The organism is Undibacterium sp. GW821-FHT11H02, assembly GCF_058808015.1.
This window is the reverse complement of sequence record NZ_JBXARG010000001.1, coordinates 381,410-404,434: the sequence shown is the minus strand read 5'-3', so window position 1 is coordinate 404,434 and position 23,025 is coordinate 381,410. Positions and strand designations below refer to the sequence as shown.

The 23,025-nt window shown below is 47.8% G+C and carries 29 protein-coding genes; 22 read left to right on the top strand and 7 right to left on the bottom strand.

Annotation, left to right across the window (positions count from 1 at the left end):
- Nucleotides 1–32: 32 nt before the first annotated feature.
- From AC1RR2_RS01815 to AC1RR2_RS01800, 4 genes are all read right to left on the bottom strand, one after another.
- Entirely contained in the window at nt 33–227 is a 195-nt protein-coding gene (locus tag AC1RR2_RS01815) for a hypothetical protein (protein WP_493220589.1), read from the bottom strand.
- 13 nt (nt 228–240) lie between these two features.
- On the bottom strand, nt 241–420 hold the full coding sequence (locus tag AC1RR2_RS01810; protein ID WP_493220588.1) for a hypothetical protein: 180 nt from the start codon (nt 418–420) through the stop codon (nt 241–243).
- Between the two features lie 285 nt (nt 421–705).
- Complete coding sequence (locus AC1RR2_RS01805; RefSeq protein WP_493220587.1) at nt 706–954, bottom strand: hypothetical protein; 249 nt, start codon at nt 952–954, stop codon at nt 706–708.
- Between the two features lie 187 nt (nt 955–1,141).
- Nucleotides 1,142–1,606 (bottom strand): hypothetical protein, encoded by a 465-nt coding sequence (locus AC1RR2_RS01800; protein ID WP_493220586.1) that lies wholly within the window; start codon nt 1,604–1,606, stop codon nt 1,142–1,144.
- A 207-nt stretch (nt 1,607–1,813) separates the two neighbouring features.
- On the opposite strand from AC1RR2_RS01800, the gene AC1RR2_RS01795 reads away from it, so the two are divergent.
- Nucleotides 1,814–2,872, top strand: coding sequence for a hypothetical protein (locus tag AC1RR2_RS01795; RefSeq protein ID WP_493220585.1), 1,059 nt, complete (start codon nt 1,814–1,816; stop codon nt 2,870–2,872).
- Between the two features lie 105 nt (nt 2,873–2,977).
- Nucleotides 2,978–3,340, top strand: coding sequence for a hypothetical protein (locus tag AC1RR2_RS01790; protein WP_493220584.1), 363 nt, complete (start codon nt 2,978–2,980; stop codon nt 3,338–3,340).
- Nucleotides 3,341–3,600: 260 nt separating this feature from the next.
- Here AC1RR2_RS01790 and AC1RR2_RS01785 read toward each other — a convergent pair whose 3' ends face one another.
- The gene (locus AC1RR2_RS01785) at nt 3,601–3,975 is read right to left on the bottom strand and encodes a helix-turn-helix domain-containing protein (RefSeq protein WP_493220583.1); all 375 of its coding nucleotides are present in this window, start codon (nt 3,973–3,975) and stop codon (nt 3,601–3,603) included.
- Nucleotides 3,976–4,057: 82 nt separating this feature from the next.
- A complete protein-coding gene (locus AC1RR2_RS01780; RefSeq protein ID WP_493220582.1) occupies nt 4,058–4,588 on the bottom strand; it encodes a helix-turn-helix domain-containing protein in 531 nt (176 codons plus the stop codon).
- On the opposite strand from AC1RR2_RS01780, the gene AC1RR2_RS01775 reads away from it, so the two are divergent.
- Both AC1RR2_RS01775 and AC1RR2_RS01770 read left to right on the top strand, forming a co-directional pair.
- On the top strand, nt 4,578–4,769 hold the full coding sequence (locus AC1RR2_RS01775) for a helix-turn-helix domain-containing protein (RefSeq protein ID WP_493220581.1): 192 nt from the start codon (nt 4,578–4,580) through the stop codon (nt 4,767–4,769). The genes AC1RR2_RS01780 and AC1RR2_RS01775 overlap by 11 nt on opposite strands.
- 244 nt (nt 4,770–5,013) lie before the next feature.
- Entirely contained in the window at nt 5,014–5,478 is a 465-nt protein-coding gene (locus tag AC1RR2_RS01770) for a hypothetical protein (RefSeq protein WP_493220580.1), read from the top strand.
- Here AC1RR2_RS01770 and AC1RR2_RS01765 read toward each other — a convergent pair.
- Complete coding sequence (locus AC1RR2_RS01765; RefSeq protein WP_493220579.1) at nt 5,442–5,666, bottom strand: hypothetical protein; 225 nt, start codon at nt 5,664–5,666, stop codon at nt 5,442–5,444. The genes AC1RR2_RS01770 and AC1RR2_RS01765 overlap by 37 nt on opposite strands.
- A 109-nt stretch (nt 5,667–5,775) precedes the next feature.
- Between AC1RR2_RS01765 and AC1RR2_RS01760 the strand changes: the two genes are divergently transcribed.
- The 18 genes from AC1RR2_RS01760 to AC1RR2_RS01675 form a co-directional block, all read left to right on the top strand.
- Nucleotides 5,776–6,378, top strand: a complete 603-nt coding sequence (locus AC1RR2_RS01760) for a toxin YdaT family protein (protein WP_493220578.1) — start codon at nt 5,776–5,778, stop codon at nt 6,376–6,378.
- A 298-nt stretch (nt 6,379–6,676) separates the two neighbouring features.
- Entirely contained in the window at nt 6,677–7,465 is a 789-nt protein-coding gene (locus AC1RR2_RS01755) for a helix-turn-helix domain-containing protein (protein WP_493220577.1), read from the top strand.
- Nucleotides 7,419–8,141 carry a hypothetical protein gene (locus AC1RR2_RS01750; RefSeq protein WP_493220576.1) on the top strand — a complete coding sequence of 241 codons (723 nt, stop codon included), beginning with the start codon at nt 7,419–7,421 and terminating at the stop codon, nt 8,139–8,141. Before AC1RR2_RS01755 ends, AC1RR2_RS01750 begins: the two co-directional genes overlap by 47 nt.
- Nucleotide 8,142: 1 nt before the next feature.
- Nucleotides 8,143–8,913, top strand: a complete 771-nt coding sequence (locus AC1RR2_RS01745) for a hypothetical protein (RefSeq protein ID WP_493220575.1) — start codon at nt 8,143–8,145, stop codon at nt 8,911–8,913.
- 144 nt (nt 8,914–9,057) lie between these two features.
- Nucleotides 9,058–9,585, top strand: a complete 528-nt coding sequence (locus tag AC1RR2_RS01740) for a hypothetical protein (RefSeq protein WP_493220574.1) — start codon at nt 9,058–9,060, stop codon at nt 9,583–9,585.
- Nucleotides 9,582–11,534 (top strand): phage terminase large subunit family protein, encoded by a 1,953-nt coding sequence (locus AC1RR2_RS01735; protein WP_493220573.1) that lies wholly within the window; start codon nt 9,582–9,584, stop codon nt 11,532–11,534. Before AC1RR2_RS01740 ends, AC1RR2_RS01735 begins: the two co-directional genes overlap by 4 nt.
- A complete protein-coding gene (locus AC1RR2_RS01730; RefSeq protein WP_493220572.1) occupies nt 11,528–11,815 on the top strand; it encodes a Mor transcription activator family protein in 288 nt (95 codons plus the stop codon). Before AC1RR2_RS01735 ends, AC1RR2_RS01730 begins: the two co-directional genes overlap by 7 nt.
- A gap of 123 nt (nt 11,816–11,938) precedes the next feature.
- Nucleotides 11,939–12,151, top strand: a complete 213-nt coding sequence (locus tag AC1RR2_RS01725; protein WP_493220571.1) for a phage head-tail joining protein — start codon at nt 11,939–11,941, stop codon at nt 12,149–12,151.
- Complete coding sequence (locus AC1RR2_RS01720; protein WP_493220570.1) at nt 12,151–13,638, top strand: phage portal protein; 1,488 nt, start codon at nt 12,151–12,153, stop codon at nt 13,636–13,638. The genes AC1RR2_RS01725 and AC1RR2_RS01720 overlap by 1 nt, the downstream gene beginning before the upstream one ends.
- A 53-nt stretch (nt 13,639–13,691) precedes the next feature.
- Complete coding sequence (locus AC1RR2_RS01715) at nt 13,692–15,701, top strand: prohead protease/major capsid protein fusion protein (RefSeq protein ID WP_493220569.1); 2,010 nt, start codon at nt 13,692–13,694, stop codon at nt 15,699–15,701.
- 61 nt (nt 15,702–15,762) lie between these two features.
- A complete protein-coding gene (locus tag AC1RR2_RS01710; RefSeq protein ID WP_493220568.1) occupies nt 15,763–16,107 on the top strand; it encodes a DUF2190 family protein in 345 nt (114 codons plus the stop codon).
- Nucleotides 16,108–16,126: 19 nt separating this feature from the next.
- Nucleotides 16,127–16,420: a head-tail joining protein gene (locus AC1RR2_RS01705; RefSeq protein WP_493220567.1), complete on the top strand. Its 294-nt coding sequence runs from the start codon at nt 16,127–16,129 to the stop codon at nt 16,418–16,420.
- Nucleotides 16,417–16,848: a hypothetical protein gene (locus AC1RR2_RS01700; RefSeq protein WP_493220566.1), complete on the top strand. Its 432-nt coding sequence runs from the start codon at nt 16,417–16,419 to the stop codon at nt 16,846–16,848. Before AC1RR2_RS01705 ends, AC1RR2_RS01700 begins: the two co-directional genes overlap by 4 nt.
- Before the next feature lie 2 nt (nt 16,849–16,850).
- Nucleotides 16,851–17,036 (top strand): hypothetical protein, encoded by a 186-nt coding sequence (locus tag AC1RR2_RS01695; RefSeq protein WP_493220565.1) that lies wholly within the window; start codon nt 16,851–16,853, stop codon nt 17,034–17,036.
- 76 nt (nt 17,037–17,112) lie between these two features.
- Entirely contained in the window at nt 17,113–18,075 is a 963-nt protein-coding gene (locus tag AC1RR2_RS01690) for a phage tail tube protein (RefSeq protein WP_493220564.1), read from the top strand.
- A gap of 84 nt (nt 18,076–18,159) precedes the next feature.
- On the top strand, nt 18,160–18,495 hold the full coding sequence (locus tag AC1RR2_RS01685) for a hypothetical protein (protein ID WP_493220563.1): 336 nt from the start codon (nt 18,160–18,162) through the stop codon (nt 18,493–18,495).
- Between the two features lie 95 nt (nt 18,496–18,590).
- Nucleotides 18,591–18,857, top strand: coding sequence for a DUF1799 domain-containing protein (locus tag AC1RR2_RS01680; RefSeq protein ID WP_493220562.1), 267 nt, complete (start codon nt 18,591–18,593; stop codon nt 18,855–18,857).
- Nucleotides 18,858–23,025: tape measure protein (locus AC1RR2_RS01675; RefSeq protein ID WP_493220561.1), on the top strand; the 4,168-nt coding region annotated here is incomplete at its 3' end. It abuts the gene before it with no gap.

Here is a 23,025-nt window from a genome sequence, read left to right as displayed (position 1 = left end):
TTTGTCACCTGGCTTTAGCTCTTGCTGCATCATTAATCCTGATCGTTGGCTTGTAACTTTTTTAAATCAAACTTCATGCGTTCCCGCATGTGTTTTCTTGCTCGCGCCATGAGGGCTGCGCGTTGCGCTGGGGTGGCTAGCATTTTCTCCAGTGTGGCTGGCTTGCCAGATAGCTGGTAGGCGATCTGGATAGCTGCTTGGTCTGGTTGTATTTGCTTGCTACTCATGGCGTTTTCGCAGCTAGTCAGGCTTTGCTGCATCCTGCAGATTCTTGAGGCAGTCTTTCAATGCGGTTGCGGTGTATGGTTCATCGCGGTCATTTAAGGCACCGCCCATGGTCACAACGTCGGCAACTAATGACACTGGTGCTGTTACTACGACGCATGCTGCTTTAGTGAGTGATTCTAAAATTCCAAACATAGTCTTCTCCTTAGAAGTGGTGGTAAAACACGTAATCAGCCTCAGTTTTTCAATTCGTTGCTTGAAACATGCGAGATTTTTTTACTTTGGCTGCTACAAAAACACCTGGTGAATAACGCCCGGCACCAAGGCTGATTACGTGTTTTTGCTAGTTGATCTAGCTTGATTACTTCGGGATAAATGCCTGTAATGCCAATCGCATTGCTTGGTACTTTTGTTTGCCGAATTTGCGCTCTTTGCGGTAGAGCGCTAGGGCGATAGTGAACCGCGCTGATAGTAGGTTTCTCACGGGCGCGCCTCTGCTAATTTGATGTTGTAGTAGCCGGTCATTTTGCGAGCGCGTGCGTCTGTCGCTGCCATTTCACGCTTGTGATTTAGCATCGCGGGTTGTTCCGAATTTTTAATTTCGTCAACGATAGACGCACTTATGGCTTGGTCGTTGTACGAATCTTCGCCCATGTATCCGAGGGCTATTAGTATTGCTATCGCGCAGCTCGCGATCAGCCAGTGGCGTGATGTGGTTGGCTGATTCATGCTGCTGCCCTCACAAACAATTTGCCTTCAGGACCGCATTTAGTGCCGCTCGTGCGCTCTGGATGGCAGTCGGCATCGCTCTTTGCGCCAGTCACTAAGTTTTGAAACTTAATCGCACGGCAGCGAGGATATTTGAGATTGCCTTGGAAATGTGCGCAATTAGCACAGATTGGTTTTGTTGGTGCTTTCATGCTGACACCTGTGGATTTGTTTGACGGCTTTTAATTTGTGCTATCTGTATAGATAGACAGTTAGCGCGTGCCTGTTGGGTTTCTCTTGTCGCATTGGTGATTTCGTCGATTGGTGCATTTTTGGAAAGGCGCTCTTCAAGCATAGCTAATTCTGCTTTTGCGCTCTCTAACTTTGCTTTGCGATATTGCAAATGCATAGGCAGATTAGACGCATTTTGGTCATTGGCTTGAGGTGTTGAATGCATCGGAGAAAAGCCAATTCCTAGTGCCTCAGCAAATCCATGCGATAAGTCGCTGTCAATGTTGCCGATAATGCCGGTGATCGCGCCTGCAATGACGATTGCATTGTGTGTGCGGGTGCGGTGTTGTGCTGCAAGGTCGCTTTTCGGATCGATTGGTGTTGTGCTGCTTAAGATCGACGCAATCGCGTGCCGTCTGATTTGTAGGTATTCCGAAAGCATTTATTGTCTCCATCGGGTTGATGGTGCAAATATACGCAAATGAATAATTCAAGTCAATACACGAATGAATAATTTTGTTGTTTTTTTTGGTTATAGTTTGGTTGCACTTTTATCTAAGAGGAGGCAATTGGCTCATGATGTTTGTCATATGGCACGTTTAATGCAGTCATCGCCTTCTGGTTAATTTTTTTTCAAAGAGGAAACTTAATGCATCATCCAATTGTTATATCCGATACGCGAACAGCTGTTGAACTACTTGATTTACTACTACAGAGCGAAGAAAACGATACACTAGACGTTGAATTCAAAGGCTGGCCGATATATTCACTAAATGTAGTTGGAGGGCGTTACCATACAAGTGTTACGCCCAGCATGATGCAAGCCCTACTCAACCTGCAATCTGGGTTATATCGGGCCGCTGCAACTACAATATATAATGACTCAAATATTCGAAAACTAACTGCCGAACAGCGCGCGCAATTTGAGTACATTCTAACGATTCACGAGGGATCGACAGATGGAAAATCAGATTGGTCAGATATCTTTCAAAACATCATGCAGGCATCGATTGTTAAAATGAGCGGACGTCAAGTTTTAATTGCCCTAATAGTCGCGGGATTGTGCTTTACAGGGCATTATTCGTATCAGCATTATCTCGAGGCAAACGAGAAAATTGATGTGCGGGCAAAAGACGTGGAAAAACTCGAAATAACTTCTGAGGCGCAATTAAAAATTGCGGAATTGAATAAAGTGCAGATTGAAATGCTTGTTGATGCAAATTCAAAATCCTTAGAGCTAATTGAGAAGGCGATCATAAGATACCCACAATTAAAAACCATTCGGACGGATGCAAATAATACGCATTCGGAAATGCTGAAAAAGACTTCGAACGCCGAAAAGGTATCTATTAATGGACTAACACTAACATCTGAAGAAATCCAAGGAATTATTTCAACTGAGCGGGGCCGATCAAACCAAACAAAATTTACAGCCACTGCGAGAATTTTAGCAATTGATACGACCGATGACGCTTCGACAAAAGTTCGTGCACGTGTAGGCGAAGAAGAACTAATTGCGACCTATGTTGACGACTCATTTGATTTGCGCGCGATCGACTTCTTGCAAAAGCACTTAATAAGCAGGGAGCCATTGAAATTAACAATGGAAGGTAGAAAATTAAATGGGAAATTCCATGGGTCGCGCATTTTGGCAATCAATGGAATTGGCGCAAAGTCACTGCCTAAGAAGGAAGGCGAATCAAACTAGAAATGTGTCTTTTGTTGGTTATGGAGTGAGAGGGGCATAGAAGTTGCTTTATAGTACTTGAATCAAAACAGATTCAAAATACATTCATAACTATAAGGAATTTCTATGCGTAAAATCGCACTTTTTGTGTCATTGGTGGTTGTTCTCTCTGGCTGCGCTACCGCTAGCAAAGATATTGGTTCCACTTACCATTCCCCTTTAGCATATCAAAGCTATGATTGCGGTCAGTTGCAAATGGAAACGGAGCGCATTCGTTCTCGTGTGGAGCAGCTTGGTGGTCGTCTTGACGAAGCCGCATCGAATGACAAGAAGATAGCGGGTGTTGGTGCTCTCTTGTTTTGGCCGGCATTGTTTGCGTTAGGTGGAACAAAGCAGCAAGAAGCTGAATACGCTACGCTTAAAGGTCAGTATGATGCGATCCAGCAGGCGGCGATAGCTAAAAAATGTAACGCGCCAAAAACAAGTTAAAACTGAGAAGCCGAAGTAATAGCCCGCGTGATGCGGGTTTTTTTACGTCTAAATTTACGTGATGCTTACGTGTAAATTACATGTAAGTAAAAGCTTAACCAATTTATTTAGTAATAAAGAGGATTCAGATGAAATCAACCGAAGAAGAAGAAATACAGGAGCTCCGTGAGCTTCGTAAGCGTATTGATGCAAATGGTTGGAAGATGGTTATGGGTATGGCGCGTGATTGTGCTGAGCTATTCCCTGCTAAGCATCCTTACTTACAACTCGTGGTCGGTGTTCGGACTGATAAGTGACCGTTTTTCTGCATTTTTTGCGGCAATTTTGATAAAGGTCTTCCCCATATCGGTTGATTCTCGATATTCGGTGAGGACCTTCATCTCTTCTAGTGTGACATATACCAAAGAGACTTCTGGCTTGCTTATATCTTCAATGTTTGTACCGTTCACGATCCAGTCGATGCTCCGTCCACATGCGTTTGCAATAGCGGCAAGGTTGGCGGGATTTGGTTGTGATTCGCCAGAGAGTATTCTGGCTAGTGTTGACGTTGGCACCCCGCTGGCGCGTGTTAAATCTGCCTGGGTGCGAATGCCCGCCAATTTCATGGCGATGTTGATACGTTTTGCGATTGTCATATCGCTTGACTGTATCAAAGCGCGTCATCGATCTCAATAAAATTCCGTTCTTGCAATAAAATCCCGTATTTGAGATTTAATCCTACACTGATTTTATTGAGCTCTTGAGTTTTTTTTGATCTTTTGGGCTTCTCTCGGCAGTTCGTAGAATGATCTCACGCGATTCGTTTGTGCTCTGCCTGAAGTAGGTGAGTAGCTCTGATTCTGTCGATGTGATGTAGGACAAACTTAGTTTGTCGTAATCGGACAACTGTTGTTTTGTTGCAGCAGGGTTGATGTTGATTGGTGCGGTGTAACTGACTTCTTCCTTGCCTTCCATGAGCCATGAAAATGTGACGCCACAGGCTGCAGCAAGCTTCTTGACTGTTTCACTCTCCGGACCACGCTTCCCGTTTCCTTTCAAGATGCGTGCAATCGTTGGTTGTGGCACACCAGACGCATCAGCAAGTGCGTTTTGCGTTTTGTATCCAGCTTTATGCATGGCTTGGTCGAGGCGTGAGGCGATATCCATTCGCGAACTATACGCGCGCGAATAAAAGCCAAGCAAATTATTATCCGTTTGCGTATTGCATGAATTATTCAATTGCGTATAATCTGTGGTCATGGATAACATTTCAGAACTCTTAAAGTCAATAAAAGCGAAGTCAAAACTTAGTGAAATTGATCTCGCGAAACAAATCAACGTGTCGCAGCCTACAGTGCACCGCATTTTGAACGGACAGACGCGTTGCTTGAGTTCGACTTATATGAACATTGTTGATCTACATAAGCGAATTTGTACTTCGCAATGTTAATTCGGCTTCTTTTGGTCATGATTTTTGCTGATGAAATGCAACTCTGAATAGATGAAATCAACGCAGTCAGCAGTAGCAATAATTTCTTCAAGTGCTTCACGAACATATTTTGGGTATTCATCCGCATTTTTTGGAAACTCGAGCCCAGCAGCATGAAACATTTGAAAAGCAAGCCGTCGGACTTCTGCGGCAAGTAGTAGGCGGTGGTAGTCCATATTAAATTTGAATAGAAGGGTTGAATAACATGGCTCAAAACATCGTGACTTTGAAGATGGATCATTCCGAAATTGACGCGCTCGCAGCGAAAGCCAATGCCATTGAGGCGACTTTGTTGCGCTGTTTTGAATTGAGTCGCCAAGCCACTGTGCAGATTTGTCCGGAGGGTAGTTTTGTTAGTGATCAGTCGGTCAGTAAACATCAAAAACCAACTGATATGCGTATTTACCAAGGCGATGATTACCCGCGTGATGGCTGCACCTTGGTTGTTTGCTTTGAGCATAAGGGGTGGTCTTTGCGCGAGTACGCACCTGGATTTGTTCCAGTAGGTCCACAAGGCTGGATCGCTAGCTATATGTCTCGCCCATTGGGTTCTCTTGGATTGGCGTTGGATGCGTATGCCGCTGGCAAAACGATTCGAAGCGTCTTGCCAGAGATGGTGAAAGCGGAACGTGCTTATGCATTGTCGTCTGGATCGACTGTCACTTTGTAAAGCTCGTTGAATTCTAGATCGATTGTTTTTGGTGTTTTGTCGTCCGCTCTGTAGAGCCAAGTTTTGAAGCGGTAAAAACTTAAGTCGCCTTGCCCAAAGATGATTTCTGTGTCGTCTGGATAGCTGAGTAGTCTGTTTAGCTCGTGGCGTAATTCGCCAAGCGTGATGGTTTTTTTCGGTTGAGTCATAGGAGATTCCTTTCGTGAGAATCGACGTTGTGGGACTTTGATTGTACATGGTTGGAATCTCCGTTTTTTGTTTCTTGTTGTAAGAATATGTTGTGATAAAGGAAGAGTCATGCAGAACAGTCCACATACGAGTATTTCGATTTTGAAAAACTATGTCGAGAAATGGCGAAAACAAAATGAGTACAGCCGTGAAACCGCGGCTGCTTATATCGTTGAGGCGCATGAAGCACTTGGATTTGATATGGCAACCGGCATCCGCTTTGATCCACATATCAAAGATGCGTATGAGCGAATGAAGGTCAATAGCGCCCGCATCTATCGCTGGTTGGATGATGTGACGACTGATCGCAATTTGTTGCCTGCTAATTTCATGAACAGTGTATTGGCGGCCTTGCCTCTTGATCTGCGGGTTGCTTGTATTAGCGAGATGTTTTGTTGCGTGGGCGTGGTGGCGTCGGCATCTGATTCGTCGATAGAGGAAGAGTTGGAAGTGAATCGTCATTTGCCTGGAATGATGAAAGAGACGCATGAGGCACTGCAAGCAGTTGTGCAGTTGAGCTCTGGTATGGACGAAAAAAATCTATTGAACGCGCACCAAGAAGTGGGTGAGGCTATTCATACGATGACGCGCTTTCAGAAGTTGGTGAGGCGTGCTATTGCTGTGCGTAGTCGGGTTGGTCAGGCTTTGCGTGTGGTGAGTGGTAAGCGATGATTGGTCAGACGATTGCTTCTTTTTCAGAGGTAAGCGAGGCTTCCAACAAGAGTGGCAGCAAGCCACTCATTATCTATATCGATCCCGAAAGCGCTCGTTTTCGGATTCTTGTTTATCTGAGTAAGTGTCGCGGTTATCGCGCTTACGCATCTTCCCTTTTGTCTTGTCTTGATGGTGATGATCTTAGTGATCGTCGCTTGCATAATACGTGCGTGACGCTGTTTAGGCATGGTTTGGTGGAGAAGGTGAGGGGGATGTATCAACTGACTAGTGATGGTCTCGACATTGTGAGGTCTGCATGAGCATTGGGTTATCGGCATTGGCATGGAAGTCAGGATTGCCGACAGGGCGAAAGATGGTGTTATTGGCTTTGTGCGATAACGCGAACGATCAAGGTGAGTGCTATCCATCAATTTCAAATATCGCTGAGCGATGCAGTATGGGCGAGCGGACAGTGCAATCACATATTTCAGATATGGAAGAGGCTGGTATTTTGGCGCGTGAATTTCGTAATGGTCGCAGCACACTTTATCGTATTAACCCCTGCAATTTTCGCACCCCCGCAGATTCTGCACCCCCGCAGAATTCGCACCCCACCCCCGCAGATTCTGCACCCCCACCCCCGCAGAATTCGCACCCCACCCCCGCAGATTTCGCACCCAGAAACATCAATGAATCATCATTTGAATCATCACTTAATCAGGTATATCCAAAAAAACAGCGAACGAAAGTAAAAAAGACAACATTTCCAGAAGAGTGGATCTTGCCGCTTGATTGGGAAGACTGGACCTTGAATGAGTTTCCGGATTGGCAGAAAGAACGTATCAAGTTGCTAGCAGAACGATTTGCTGATCATTGGCGAAGTAAGGGTGAAGCAAGGTCAGATTGGTTGGCAACATGGCGCAACTGGTGTCGCAATGAGCGGGATTGGAGTGGGCAACGAAGTAAATCGGCTAGTAGCAGCAAGGCGAGTAAGCGTGAAGAGTGGGTAAGCAAGATGAAAGGGCAAGCAAATGGATCAGCATCTGGTAGCAATCAAAATGGAAATGGCCGAATGGGAAGTGGTCGAATCATCGACCTTAACTGAGGCGTTAATACCTGATCGTCTGCGTGAATTGGTGGTGAAGTTGCACGACGAAATGCATTTGACGCATGGATCGCGGTACATCAACCTGTGGTTGGATACTGAGCCAGAATCGCTGATTACGATGTGGTGTAAAGGATTGCTTGGCTTCACGCCACGAGAGATTCGTCGCGGTATGGAATTACAGCGCGACATAGACTATCCACCAACGCTTCCCACGTTCAAGTCATTATGTCGACCATCATTGGATGCTGAAATAGCGTTCTATGAAGCACTGGAGCAAGGCACGGCGCGTGAGTGTGGTAAGCCTAATCAGTGGTCTCATCCTGCAGTGTTCTGGGCGTGGCGTCAGTTAGGGCCAAAGCAATTTCGTGAGCTATCCTATTCGATTTTGAAGAATCGTTGGGCTCGTGTATTGGCAGATCAATTCAGTCTGGGGGAATGGCAACCTATACCTGAAGTTCGTGTTGCTATTGGAGTGGATATGAAGTCGACTGAGATTTGTGCAAAAGGTAGGGCTGAAATTGAGAAGCAGATCGCGGTTGTTGCTAAAACGCCTGAGTCTAAGATCGATCACTTGCGATGGGCAAAGGATGCAGTTGATCGTGTTGCGCGTGGTGATCGCAATGTGCCGATGTACACATTGAAAGCGGCAAAAGAAGTTTTGAGGTTGCACTGATATGAGAATGCAATTATCCACTAATTTAAAAGACGTTCAAGCAACGATCCGAGATATAGGACCGCAAGCCCAGTTTGCTGCTGCTGTTGCTTTGACTAGGACTGCTAAAGTCGTTCGTGATGAATTGAAGGCTGAGATGTCGCGTGTCTTTGATCGTCCAACGCCATACACGTTGAATAGTTTGTTTGTGAAGCCAGCGACTAAGCAGAACCTCGAAGCCATGGTCTGGTTGAAGGATGCAACGAGTAAGGGTACACCAGCCGATCGGTATCTCAAACCGCAAATTTTCGGCGGATCACGTTCCTTGAAATCCATGGAAAAGGCGCTGCAATCGCAAGGCAAGATGCCTCGTGGTTACTATGCTCAGCCAGCTGCTGGTGCACAGTTGGATCAATACGGCAACGTCAAGCGTAGTCAGATCGTACAGATACTTTCTCAGCTCCAAGTGCAGCGTGGTGGTGGTTACGATTCAAAACGATCAAATAGCGCAGCATCAAAGCGCACAGTAGCGCGACAAGGTGTGACGTACTTTGCAATCGTTAGCAAGGTCGGCAAGCTAGTACCAGGCATCTACCTCAAGAAGCAATTTGCGAAGGGTAGTGCGATCAAGCCAATATTCATCTACACACGCGAAGTAAGCTACGAACCACGATTCAAGTTTTTCGAGGTAGCTGAGCGTGTCGCAAGCCAACGCATGCCGTCGATATTCGATCAGGCGCTGCGCGAAACCCTGCAGACCGCGATCCCGAGACGACAATCGAGCCTGTTCTGACCATGCCACCCCCTATCAAGGTACTTCCAGAGCAAGCCAAACCAAGGGTGATTCGAACCCTGACAAAACGCTAGTGGATGGCAAAACTATTTCCTGACAACTTACCTGACAACAATTAGAAAACCATAGAGAAATATCCTGACAATGTCGAACTTAACAACAATCGCAAAATGGGCTGAATCAATTGGTATCAGTCGCCAGCAGGGCTATGAGGCGGTAAAGCGTTGTGAAATTCCAGTCACAGATGGCAAAGTCGATTCTAAGTACGCCACACATTTATACAGTGAGGGCACGAGGCCAAGAGCTGGTGGAAAAAAAGGAGACAGCTGCGGGCCATTGGTCGGGTCAGGTGTGGGTGAAAATAGCGAATATATGGCTGCGCGCGCGCGTAGGGAGTCGGCAGAGGCCAGCATCGCAGAAATGAAAGAAGCTGAGATGCGCGGCAAGTATCTGGTGAAGTCTGACGTCGATGCAGCTTTCTTTGAAGTCGCTCGGGCGCTGCGCGATGGGCTAACAAACTGCGCAAAGCGTCTTGCTGCTGACGTGGCATCACTGACCACAACTGATGAATGTGAAACAGTGATCGAGCGCGAGCACCGGGCATTGTTGGAAAGTATGGCGGCACGTCTAAAGGCAAAGCTCGATGTCGTTGAAGAGGAAACTTTCGAATGACGCCAGCATTCATCATCGTTGATGCTGCATTTGCCAGAGGATTGCAGCCAGATCCAAACATGACTGTGCATGAATGGTCAGATGAGTACATGATCATCCCAAAAGATTCAGGCGCCAACGAGTACGGCAAATATCGCACCAGTCGCACGCCGCATGCGCGTGAAGTCATGCTGGCGCTATCCGATAATCACCCGTGCAAGCGTGTCGCTTTGATGGGTGCATCGCAGATGTTGAAAACTCAAGTCGGTCTTAACTGGTTTGCCTGCAGTGTCCACCAATCACCGGCAAACTTTTTATGGATTTTGCCAACGGGTAAGCTGGCAAAGCGCACCAGCTCACGTATTGCCAAGACTATCGCGGCGGTACCGGAGTTGACCGAGCGTGTATCGGCCCCGAGATCCCGCGATTCAGTCAATACACTTGATACCAAAGATTTCATTGGCGGCTCGCTGTTCATCGTTACCGCTGGTGCAGCTGCCAACTTGGCAGAGGTGCCAGCACGTAGGGTTCTGTTTGATGAAGTTGATCGCGCGGTGACGAACGTCAATGGTGAAGGGGACCCAGTGGCGCTGGCAGAGGCTCGTCAAACCACGTTTGAACGAAATAGAAAATCGTACTACCCGAGTTCACCTACTATCGTCGGCGAATCGATTATCGAAGCACTATTCAACAAAGGCACTAAGCGTGTCGCCTTGGCTGAATGCGTCCACTGTGGGCATGCTCAGCCACTAGAGTTTGAACGCTTGCAAGTTTCCGAAGATGGGCAAAACGCTCTTTATCCGTGTATTGAGTGTGGCGTCTTTATGACAGAGTCCGACAAAAACCGCATGTTTTCCGCAGGTCTTTGGACCGATCCGCAAGAGAATGACGGCGAGACGGAGAGTTTTACTATCAACGCTATGTTCCTGCCTTACGGCTGGATGCCATGGATTGCGCTTTATCGTGAGTACCAAAAAGCCAAAGAAAAACTTAACGAAGGCAGCGAAGAAAAAATGATCGCGTTTTACAACACACGTCTCGCACGTTGTTGGGAACGGGCAAAAGAACAAACGCAAGCGTCAGAATTGCAAGCAAGGGCAGAGCCATACAAGCTGGGAAGTATTCCAGCTGGTGGCCTCATCGTTACAGCAGCCTTTGATACGCAACCAGATCGACTAGAAATGAAAGCGGTCGCCTGGGGTGAAGAAATGGAAAACTGGGTAATCGATTACCAAGTCATCTTTGGCTCACCATCAGACCAAGCAACATGGGATCGTGCCGATGAATTTCTCAAGACAAGATACCGTCACGCCTCTGGCAACATGATCGGTATCTCTGCTGCGTTCATCGATTCAGGTGGTGCCAATACACAAGACGTTTATAACTTCACCCGCTTGCGTCAACATCGCCACATTTTTTCGATTAAGGGCGCGTCATCACCAAATAAGCCGATCATCAGCGGCAAACCTACCTTGGTCGATGTGAACTGGTTAGGTAAAACTGAAATTCGTGGTGCAAAACTCTGGTTGATCGGTACCGATACGGCAAAAGACTACATGGCTGCTCGTTACAAAAACTCGACTGGCCCCGGTGCAACCCACTTTTCCTCGGATCTTCCACCGGAGTACTACGAACAACTGACAGCCGAATACCGCATCAATGTCTACAAGCGCGGACGTAAGGTCAGTATTTGGGACAAGAAAAAATCAGATCGCAATGAAGCTGGTGATTTGATGGTCTACAACCTCGCGGCGGCTTACTACCTCGGGCTCAATAAAAAAACAGCAAATCAATGGCAAATGGTGCGCGATGTCATCGATCCAAAAACGCGCGACCTGTTCCAAGAAACGAAATCCACTGAAGATACATTGGAAATTGATCAAAACACCGAGAGAGATGAATGGCGAAAACCGATGAACAGCAAGTCAGTTCCAAAATCAATGGGCAGAAGTGCGGGGAGATCATGGTAGATAACAACGGCGAACACCCCGATCTTGTCGATTTGATTTTTGATTACATCGAAACCGAGTTCCCTGAAATATCAGGCAAGGTCGCCAAGCTCAAAGACGCCACCAGAAAAGAATTTTCAGGGATGGAAACCTATATTCCCCAACGCTCACAGACAAAAAGACAGCAGCAGGTGCAAGAGGTCATGAGCCTATTTAACGGGCGCAACGCTACCGAAATAGGCCGTCGACTAGGAATTAGTCGCGCCACAGTCTACCGATTAATCAAGACATCAGGTAAATGAATAACTAGGGTTTACCCCATAAAAAATAGTTTATAAATAAAGAAAATTAGATAAATTTTAGAGTCCAAAAAAATCGTCTCACTTTTCCGAGAAATGAGACAGTGAAATGCTTAGTATGACTGCATGGCTCTTTCCCAAACTGATCTCGACAACCTTGACTCCGCAATAGCGACCTCAGAACTCGAAGTAGAGATCGACGGTCGCCGCGTCAAATATCGCTCTACCAGCGAATTGCTAGCGGCTCGCAAGCATGTCGCCAATGTCATCGCAAATTCCTCGTCTAATCGGCGTGTGGGGTCGTTCAAATACAACTTCACGACATCAAGAGGTGGCTAATGGCGAATGTCATCGATCGCCTCATCGGTTGGATTGATCCGCAAGCAGGAATTAAGCGCCATTTCGCACGCCAAAACTTACAGCGCGCTTATGAAGCTGCAAGCCCTCGTGACTCTTGGCGTCCACGCCGTGCTGGTGCCAGTGCGAATGCTGATCATGCAGCAGATGCGACACAAATACGCGCCAAGGCGCGGTCACTTGTTCAAAACGTCCCGTATGTGAGTGCGGGTTTAGATGCACTCGTATCCGCAACAATCGGTACCGGCATTACACCACGCGCTACTGGGCGTGATGCAGACACAATCAACAAATTATTCACAGCATGGACAAAAGTCTGTGATGCAGATGGCCGCTTAGATTACTACGGTATCCAAGCAGCGGCCTATCGCGCGATGGAACAAGATGGCGAAGTTCTCATTCGCTTACGTCCACGTTATGCCAGTGACGGGTTGCCTATTCCATTGCAATTGCAGTTACTGGAAATTGATTGGCTCGATAGTAGTAAGACGATGCAGCACAAAGGCAATCAAATCGTCAACGGCATTGAATACAACGTGCTTGGCGTCATCGTCGCGTATTGGCTATGGGACCAACACCCCGGAGATATGAACCATATCATCGGCAGCCGCAATGCAAGTTCACGTATTGACGCGAAAAACATTATTCACCTATTTTCACCGACTCGCCCAGGTCAAGGTCGCGGGTTTTCCCGCCTTGCACCAGTAATTGCTCGGGTTCGCGATCTGCAGTTGTACGAAGACGCCGAATTGGCGCGTAAAAATCTAGAAACCAGACTCGGTGTCATTGCCAGCGGTGATGTTGCCTCGATGGCGAACCCCGCAGGTCTAGGCGATACCTACAACGGCGTTGATCATGCACGCCAAACAGGTGAATTGGGTGAGTTATCTAGCGGGGCTATTACGCAAGTTCCTCCTGGTACCAATCTCACACTAGTTGAGCCAAAGGCTGCACCTGGCTACGTTGACTACGTCAAACACCAATTACACATCATCGCTACTGGTATGGGCGTCACTTATGAAATGCTCACTGGTGATATGAACGAAGTCAATTTCAGTAGTGCCCGTGTTCGCCTGCTGGATTTGCGTCGGGCTATCCAGCAAATGCAATGGCTAGTGATTATCCCTAAGCTGTTAGACCCAATTCATAACGCCATGGTCGAAGCAATTCACTTAAGCGGTGCGATTAAAGGTAGAGACTCGACTGTCAACTACAGCCCGCCAAAGTGGGATTACGTCAACCCTGAGCAAGATGTCAAAGCCGATTTAGCAGAGATTGGCGCTGGGCTTTCTAGCCTGAGTGAAAAACTGCGCCAGCGTGGATATAACCCCGCTGAAGTGTTCGCAGAGATCAAATCTGATTTCGATACCTTAGAAGAATTAGGCATCTTACAAACGATGTTGTTTATGCAGAAGGGTAATTTGCCAACGGCAAATACCAGCACAAACGACAAAAAATCAACCCCGTAAAAATCGTCTCAGTTTTCCGAGAAATGAGACACTTTTTTTTGCAGAATGTGATCATGACAAAGCAAACCAAAAACAAAGATACCAATGTTGCGGTACATATCATGCCAGATCAGATCCGCGCTGCGGAATTGATCCCCTCCACATTTAATGCCGATGACAACACTGTTGATGTCGTCTGGACTACTGGCACGAGAGTCAGACGTTACGACTGGTATAACGAGACGAACTATGAGGAAGAATTGGTCGTTACATCAGAGGCGGTAGATATGTCCCGTTTCGATGCTGGCACAGTGCAAGTATTGGATGGGCATCGCGTTTACGGTGGTGTGTCTGCGATCTTAGGTATCGCGACGAAGGCTAGCATCGTTGATGGCCAAGGACTCGCAACACTGCGTCTCAGTGGACGTGCTGATGTTGCAGGCATTGTCGAAGATATTAAGTCAGGAATTATTCGTTCCATTAGCTTCGGCTATTCAGTCCAAAGATATGAAATCACCCGAGCAATTGACCGTACCGATGGCGTCAATATGCCGCTCTATCGCGCTGTTGCCTGGCAGCCGCACGAAATCAGTTTTGTAACCGTTCCCGCAGATGCAAATGCAAGCACCCGCGAACAACCCTCAAGCGGCATGCCGTGCGAGTTTTCACGGGCATCCGCCCAAACATTAAATGAGGAAAATACTATGACACCAGAACAAATCGAGGCGCAGCGTATCGCCGATCTAGCAGCTGCTAGCAACGCGGCAGCAACAGCGCAAGCAAATTCAGCAGTGGCAGAAGCGACGCAGCGCAGTGCAGAGATCACCGAATTGTGCACGCGCCACAATACACCCCAATTGGCAGCACAGTTGATTCGCGCTGGCAATACGCTTGACCAAGCACGTGCAGCGATTTTGGAAGATATCGCACGCCGCGACGCCGCCCAAGGTGGTCACCGTAATGTGCAAGTGCAGACTGTGACCGACGAACACGAAACACGCTTGCGTGGCATAGAAGAAGCGGTATTGCACCGTGTCGATCCACGTGCGGCATTGACAGACAATGGTCGTCAATATCGTGGCATGAGCATCTTGGAAATTGGTCGTGAATATTTGCAAGCACGCGGCATGAACGTACGCGGCATGGATCGTTTGCGTCTCGCGACCGAAATGTTGCAATTCCGTTCCGCAGGCATGCACGGCACCAGCGATTTCAGCAGCTTGTTTGCCAATGTTGCCAATAAGCGCCTACGTGCAGCATATGATGAAAACGTGGGTACTTATAAATTGTGGGCACGCAAAGCGCCAAATGCGCCAGATTTCAAAAACATCTCCGTCGTGCAATTGTCCGGTGCACCTGATTTGCTCAAGACTAATGAACATGGTGAATTCAAATACGGCAGCATGAGCGATGGTGCTGAGACTTACCAAGTGTTGACCTATGGTCGCATCGTTGGCCTGTCACGTCAAGCCATCATCAATGATGATTTGCGCAGTTTTGACCGCTTGATCGAATCTTTCGGTAATAGCTCACGCCGCTTGGAAAACCGCACTGTCTACGCACAGCTGACAGCCAATGCAGCTTTGTCCGATAGTGTCGCGCTATTCCATACTAACCACGCTAATTTAAGCACTGGTGCTGGTTCTGCATTGCAATTGAGCGCATTAACAACAGCCCGCACAGCAATGCGCTTGCAAAAAGGTGCGCAGCAAGAAGAATTGAATCTAACACCGAGCTTTTTGATCGTGCCAGCGGCTTTAGAGCAAACGGCATACCAACTCACATCGGCAAACTACGTGCCAGCAACCCAAGGTAACGTCAGCGAGTTCCGTGCCGGTGGTCGTACAGCTTTGGAGCCGATTGTTGAGCCAATCCTCGATGCTGTGAGCGCGACTGCATGGTACTTGGCTGCCAATAGTTCGCAAATCGACACAGTCGAATACTGCTACTTAGATGGTGCCGAAGGCCCAGTCATCGAAAGCGATATTGGTTTTGATATCGACGGTATCTCATACAAGTGCCGTTTAGATTTCGCCACAAAAGCGATTGACTACCGCGGCTTGTTAAAAGCAAACGGCGCTTAATTAATCGGAATTTGGGTGGTGATTGCCACCCAAAACATCCAATCATTTTGAAGGAACTACGATGAAAACATTTGTACAAAAAGGCAATGTGCTGGCTCTTGCCCCAGCGGCTGCGGTTGCTAGTGGCGTTGGCTACTTATTTGGTGTTAGCTTATTTGGTGTTGCGACAAACGATGTCGCATCTGGTGTGACTGGTGAATTTATCACCGAAGGGGTGGTCACCATTGCCAAGACAAGCGCTTTAGCAATCACAACTGGTGACCGTGTGTTTTGGGACGCAACAAACAAATGCGTCAACAAAACGACTACGTCGCAGCAGTGCGTAGGTATTGCGGTCGAAGACGCTGCAAATCCATCGGCAACAATCAAGATCAAACTCGGTGCTTGCACCGCAGTAGCAGCTTAATCCATTGATCTAAAACGATATGATTTTCTCCGCCCTGGAATCACGTGTCAATAGCAGCGTCCTCAAGCATTTAGCAAATGCGAGTGGACTTTGCAATGGTGTGACGATTCCGGGGATTTTTAAAAGAGAATATATCGAGTCACTTACTGGTGTTGGTATGTCGGGTGTGCATCCGACTTTGAAAGTGGCGTCAAGCCAAGTGCCTACGTCACCACGTGGAAAGCAGATCACGATTAATGATACTTCGTACAAAATTGCAGAAGCGCACCCAGATGGATCGGGTCTGACGCAGTTGGTATTGGAATTGGCATGACAACGGCTTTTTCACAAATTATCGATGCCTTTGTATCTGTGTTATCGGCCCCTGTCGCTGTTTCCGCAAGTATTAGTCGTTCCAGAACATCGGTGATCAGCGAGGATGAGTCGACGGCAATCAATGTGACTTGGGAAGGCAGTAAGCCAGAAAAAAGCACGATAGCCGGTGCGCCGATTGATTGGATGTCTCGCATCGTTGTTGAATGCTATGCGCGTAGCGATACACAAACTGGTGATGTAGCCATTGATCCGTTGCTTCTAGCAGTCTATGAGCGGCTTGGAAATAATCGTACGTTAAATGGCTTAGTCGATGATATCGGTGAACCGTTAATTGAGCCTGGGTTCGATGCACAGGAAACAAGAGCCGGTGGTGTGCGTTTGACCTATGTCGTAGAGCATTCAACAGCAAGTTTTAATTTGGAGTAACCATGGCAAAAACAAACAGAATTAGCGATCCGGAGCGCAACCCAGCCGAGCCCGTAGGTATGCCACCGGGCGGTGGATCTTGGACTTGGGATATACCGCTTCAACAATGGGTCGATCTAACTGCCCCGAAAGTAATTACAGAACAAATAGCAGCACCGCAACAAGTACAAAACACCGTAGTCGACTAAGTTTTACGCCTTAACGCTGTGAAGCGCTGGGCAACCTTTAACAATCTTAACGCCGTGACGGCGCTGGAGCATACAAATGGCAAATCGCAAAATCCGCAATTCGGCGTTGACCGCCAAAATCGAAACAACAGCTGGCACCGACGCTTCCCCAACGGGGGCGGATAACGCCATGCTTCTATCTGACCTAAGCGTCGATCCATTAGATGCAAAAAATATCGATCGAAATCTAATTCGCGGCTACTTCGGTGGTAGTGAACAGTTAGTCGGTACCGCTAACGTTAAAGCAGGATTTACTGTTGAATTGGCAGGTTCCGGTGCAGCAGGAACTGCTCCCGCTTTTGGTGTTCTACTGCAATCCTGTGCTATGGCTGAAGCCGTTTTGGCCTCGCCAGCACGTGTTGAATATACGCCAGTATCAACGGGTCTCAAAACAGCGACGATGGATTACGCTGATGATGGCGTGCTCCACAAATTATTGGGCTCAATGGGCACGATGAGCCTTAGCGCAAAAGTGGGTGAGCGCGCTACGATGAAGTTTGATTTCATTGCTCAAGATGGTGGAATGACCGAGGCGGGTATTACTCCAGTCTATACCGCATTCAAGAAACCAGTAGCCTTGACCATGACGAATGTGGTCGATATTACCCTGGGCTGTACCTACGCAGCCGGTGCACTATCTGGCGGTACTGAGTATTCGTCGACAGGCTTAGAGCTTTCATTAGGCAATGCGGTCGCATTCAATGCATTGTTAAATGAAGAATTTGTCGACATTACAGACCGTGATGTGACTGGCAAATTGATGCTCAAACTGACCGCAGCTCAAGAGATCGCTTTGGCTGCCTCTGTAAGAGCCAATACCACACAAGGTATCGGTTTCACTATCGGTACAGAAGCCGGTAACACGGTGATTCTGTTTATGCCAGCGGTGCAGTTGATCAACTACAAAAAATCAGAACTTAACGGCAATCGCATGATTAGTTTTGATCTGCGCGCAACGCCAGTGTCTGGCAATGACGAACTGCGCATCGTCTTCAAGTAATTTTCTTTCAAACTGATTTTCGGTGACGGTCAGCCGTCACCATTTTTAACAATCTTAACGCCGCGATGGCGCTGGAGCATTCAAATGGCAAAACTAGTAATCGAAGATACCGTAAAAGTCCCTGTCAAATTCGACGTCAATAACAAGGGAAAAGGTAAGTCCTTCAACTTCAACTTGATCTGTGATCGCCTCCCCCAAGAAGAGATCAGCGCGATCATGAAAGATGACAATGCGTTGACCTCTGACGTCATGAAGCGCGTCACAAAAAACTGGGAAAACCAAACACTCGTAGTGGACGACAACAATGAACCGGTTGATTTTAGCCAAGACAACTTCGAAGTGATGCTCAGCTTGCCTGGCATTCAAAACGTGGCGTGGGTCAGTTACTTAAAAGAAGTCGGCGCTAAGACAAAAAACTAGCAGAGGTCGCCAAGCTTCACGCTTCAGGCCAGCTGCGCATACCGTCACCGGATGAGCCAGAGCCTGAGAGAAAAATCGATGAAGCACTGGCGGCCTTGGGTCTCTATTTAGAAAATCAGTCAGACATTGAAGAGACATTTGCGCTCTGGCCTGACTGTTTAGAGACTTTTAATTTTTGGTTAAAAGTCCAAACGCAGTGGAAAAGAGACTTTAACGGGCGCTACACAGGTCTTTCTTATCCAGCGGTAAGCGTCGTCATGGACTGGGAAGGTATCCCGAAAAAGCGACGCAAAGCACTATCAAATGAAATCCACGCAATGGAAATTGCAGTGATCAACGATCAGCGAGAGCAAGATAACTAAATGGCAGACGCAAAGATACGATTGTCAGTAGATGGTAGTGCCCAAGTGGTGGGTGAGCTATCGCGCGTCGAAGGAAAAATCGGCTCGTTAAGCGCTATCGCTGATCGCGCTAAACAATCATTGTCAGTCTTAGGTGTCGGCCTCGGTATTAACGAGATTGCGCGCTTGTCGGATGAATATACCAAATACACCGCACAACTCAAATTGGCCACCAGCAGCGAAACACAATACGCTGTAGCGCGTGCTGATGTCTCGCGAATAGCCAAAGCATCCCAATCAGATCTTGCAAGTACTGGGGTACTTTACGCCCGTATTGCCAATGGCACGCGAGAGTTGGGGGTAGCTCAGCAAAAAGTCGGTGAAATTACAGAAGCGGTGACGCTATCACTAAGGGTCAGTGGAGCCACTCAAGCGGAGTCGGCGTCAGCGACACTGCAGTTGAGTCAAGCGTTTGCCGCTGGTGCATTGCGTGGTGAAGAGTTTAACGCAGTCAATGAAGCCTCGCCGCGCCTAATGAAGGCATTGGCAGATGGCTTAGGCGTGCCCGTTGGTGCGCTCAAGACGATGGCTAGTGAAGGTAAGATTACTAGCCAAGTAATGGCAGAGGTCTTGCCAAAAGCGCTTGGAGAGTTGCGCGAGGAAGCAAAACACGTTCAGACCATCTCTGGCGCAATGACCAATTTAAAGACCAGCGTCTTAGAAATGGTTGGTGTACAAGCTGAGCATAACGGCACAGCTAAAATTCTTTCAACGACGATCAACACGCTAGCCAATAACCTCAATTACGTCACAGCCGCCGCAACTGGTTTCACCGCAGTCAAGATCAGCGAAAAGATCATCGATATGGTCGTCAATACCAAAGCTAGTATTGTCGCCAGTACCGAGTTGGCTGCAGCCAAAGGAAGGGAGACAGCGGCGACAATTGCAGCTGCTGAAGCAAGCGTCGCAGAAACTACAGCCAAAGTAGCACAGCTCGCAGAGACGCGGGTCGCGATTCTAAGCGCTCGCGAAGATGCCGTCGCTAAATTGGCGGTCGCTAACGCATCAATCACGGCCGCCCAGGCACAGATTCAAGCGGCGACATCAGCAGGCGCATTAAGCGCAGCGCTGGCAGCCGTTCGGCAAGGTGAGGTAAGTCTTGCCGTCGCCATGCAGGCAAGGGCAGCTATCACGACAGAATTAGCCGTATTGGGTCGCCAGCAAGCAGCAGTGACCGCGCAAGCTACGGCGGCTACGGTAGCTCAAACCGCAGCACAAAACGGTCTTGGAGCGGCGTCAACCGCTGCTGCTGCGGGTACTGGTTTGCTATCTAGGGCACTTGGGTTCATTGGTGGTCCAATTGGTTTGATTACAACCATCTTGGGTATCGGTGTGGCCGCGTGGATGGCCTGGGGAAATGTAGCCAAGGATACTAATGAGCAGGCAAAAACATCCACCTTAGAGTCATCGGATGCGATCGTCCAGCGACTAGATGAGCAAATCAAAAAACATGAAACCTTAATCTCTTTGCGGGAAAAAGGATTAACGCTAGATCAGGCGAAGGGTGCTGGTGCAGCTGGGGTGATAGAACTTAATAAATTATCGCAAGCGCTATCCGATCTGAACACAAAAAGTGGTGAGTATGCAAAAGCTGAACTGAGCCGTGATGGTGAAATGATTGAGCGTACGCGGATACTGCGTCGCATTCAAGAAGTAACCCAAAAAATAAATGAAGAAAAAGTTAAGGGTGAAAAAGCCAATTCAATCACGATCAATGACAAGTTGAACAAGTGGCTAGGCGAAAACGGCACAAAAGCACAGCAGATGGCCGCAGCGCTTGAAGCAGCTCGCAAAGAAGTGGGCGCGCTCACGCCAGAGATGGAAAAACTCATTCGTGCGAAATTCGCCGATAAGAAAATGAGTGATGAGGAACGTCAATCCATCCTCTTAACCAGTGCCGCAAATCGTGCCGCAATGAAAGCGGAAAAAGAAATTCAAAAAGACATCGCGTCAGACTTTAAACAATTTGCGCAAGATCAAATTGGTCGCACTCGTGATGTGACTAAGGAAATCGTAAGTGGCATTGAAGCGCAAGACCAAGCCTATAAGAATTTCAAAAAGTCCCTTGATGACCACGCGCAAGCGATGGACGATGCTAATTCACTTTCGGAATTGGAATTTAGCCTGATCGGACGCTCCAATGTCGAACGCACGACTTTGATTGAGCAAAAAAAGATCGAGCTAGCATTAGAAAAACAGATCCGTGAAATACGCGCAACGAATATGGCTGAAGGCGAGAGAAATATGCTCATCGACCAAGTCAATTCGCAGGCATTGGTTGACAAGGCAAATGCATCTTTGAAGGCTGAGCAGCAAGAGTGGACTAAGTTTTACGGTGAAATTTACAACGGATTGACTGATTCACTCTATCGCGGTTTTGAAGCGGGTAAAGGTTTTGGTAAGTCGCTGTGGAACAGTGTTCAAAACCTCTTTAAAACTAACGCCATTAAGATTTTGATTCAAGCCACCATGAGTACCGGAGCATCATTGCTAGGTATGGGATCAGCCGCCACGGCCTCAAATGGTGTGGCGGGCGCCGCGTCCAGCCTCGGCAGTTTGAGTAGTCTTTTTACAGGCGGGTTGTCGACTGCGTACTCAAGTTTTGCAACAGGATCAATTGGGCAATCCTTAGGGCTGTCACAAATGGGCACTGTCATGAATGGCATGGTGGCAGAGACAGCGCCTATCTTGACTAGCTTGGGATCAATTGGATCGGCATTGGCAACGGTCGCGCCTTATCTAGCTGCTGCTGCCGTAGTCGCAAAATTGGGAGCAGGCAAAGACCGGGTGATCGGTGATCAAAACGTCACCGGTACGTTGGGCACAAACAATATTTCTCGTAACGTCAACTGGACCAAGGATGGCGGCTGGTTTAATTCTGATACTTCAGGCGTCTGGAATTACAACTTAGCTACCAGTGCCGCTATTGCTTCAAACGGACGTTCATATACTGATACCGCAAGCCAGTCCAGCGACCGTGCGATGTTGGATTCCTTAAACTCTGGTTATACAGCGATACAAACAGCGGCGAAAGGATTTGCTGAGGTCTTAGGGCTAAGTGCTGAGGCGGTGACATCAACTAGCGACACGATTAGCTTCGCAGTTGGAAAAACTGCTGATGAAACAAAAGCCGCAATGCAAGCAGCATTAGGCACTGTGTTTGATGGCATCGCTAACCGCCTCGCACCAGGGCTTGCAACATTTAGCAAGGAAGGCGAATCGGCCTCAGCTACTTTGGTTCGTCTTGCAACAGGGCTTGCAGGCGTTAATGATGTAATGACAGCAGCGGGTTTTTCAACGTTTGCCAAAACATTGGATGGTGCGAATGCCGCAGCACGCTTAGCAGAGCTCGCTGGTGGTATTGAAAAGCTGTCTAGTGGCACACAATATTTTGTCGAAAATTTCTTCAGCGATGCGGAAAAAATCAAGCCGGTAGCAGACTCCGTATCAGCCACAATGGCGCGCCTAGGCCAGTCGTCCATCGACACGATCCCAGAGTTTAAAAATTTGGTGCAATCGCTCGATCGATCCAGCGAATCTGGCGCCAAGATGTACGCAGAGTTGATCGCGATCGCGCCACAATTCAAAGCTGTGGCTGACTATGCAAATCAAGCCACCGGCGCGATTGAGGATAATTCAGCAGCTTTAAAACGCGCTCAAGATATCGAGAGCGAACGTAAGTCACTACAAGACGAATATAACCAATTGACCATGACGAGTACGCAGCTTTACGAGCTGTATAAAAATGGTCTGTACGAGGTTAATCGTGGTTTGGCAGATTCTATTACGGCAGTCAAAGAGAAGATTGATGCAGATAAAAAAATTGCAGAAATTCAAAACGCAATAGACGCAGAGCGTAAGAGTCTGCAAAATGAATTAAATGATTTAATGATGACGAATGAGCAGCGTTTGCAATTGCAACGTTTCTCGCTCGATCAATTGAATGTTGGTATCTTTGATCAGATCCAAGCCCTCAAAGCGCAAAAAGCAGCTGAGGAGGCCGCCGCGCAACAACGCGCCTCACTGCAAGACGAACTCAATGCACTGACTGACACGGCATCCCAAGCGCTGGCACGCCAAAAGGCCGCACTGGACGAAAGTGTGTACGGTCTGTTTGAACAAGTCCAAG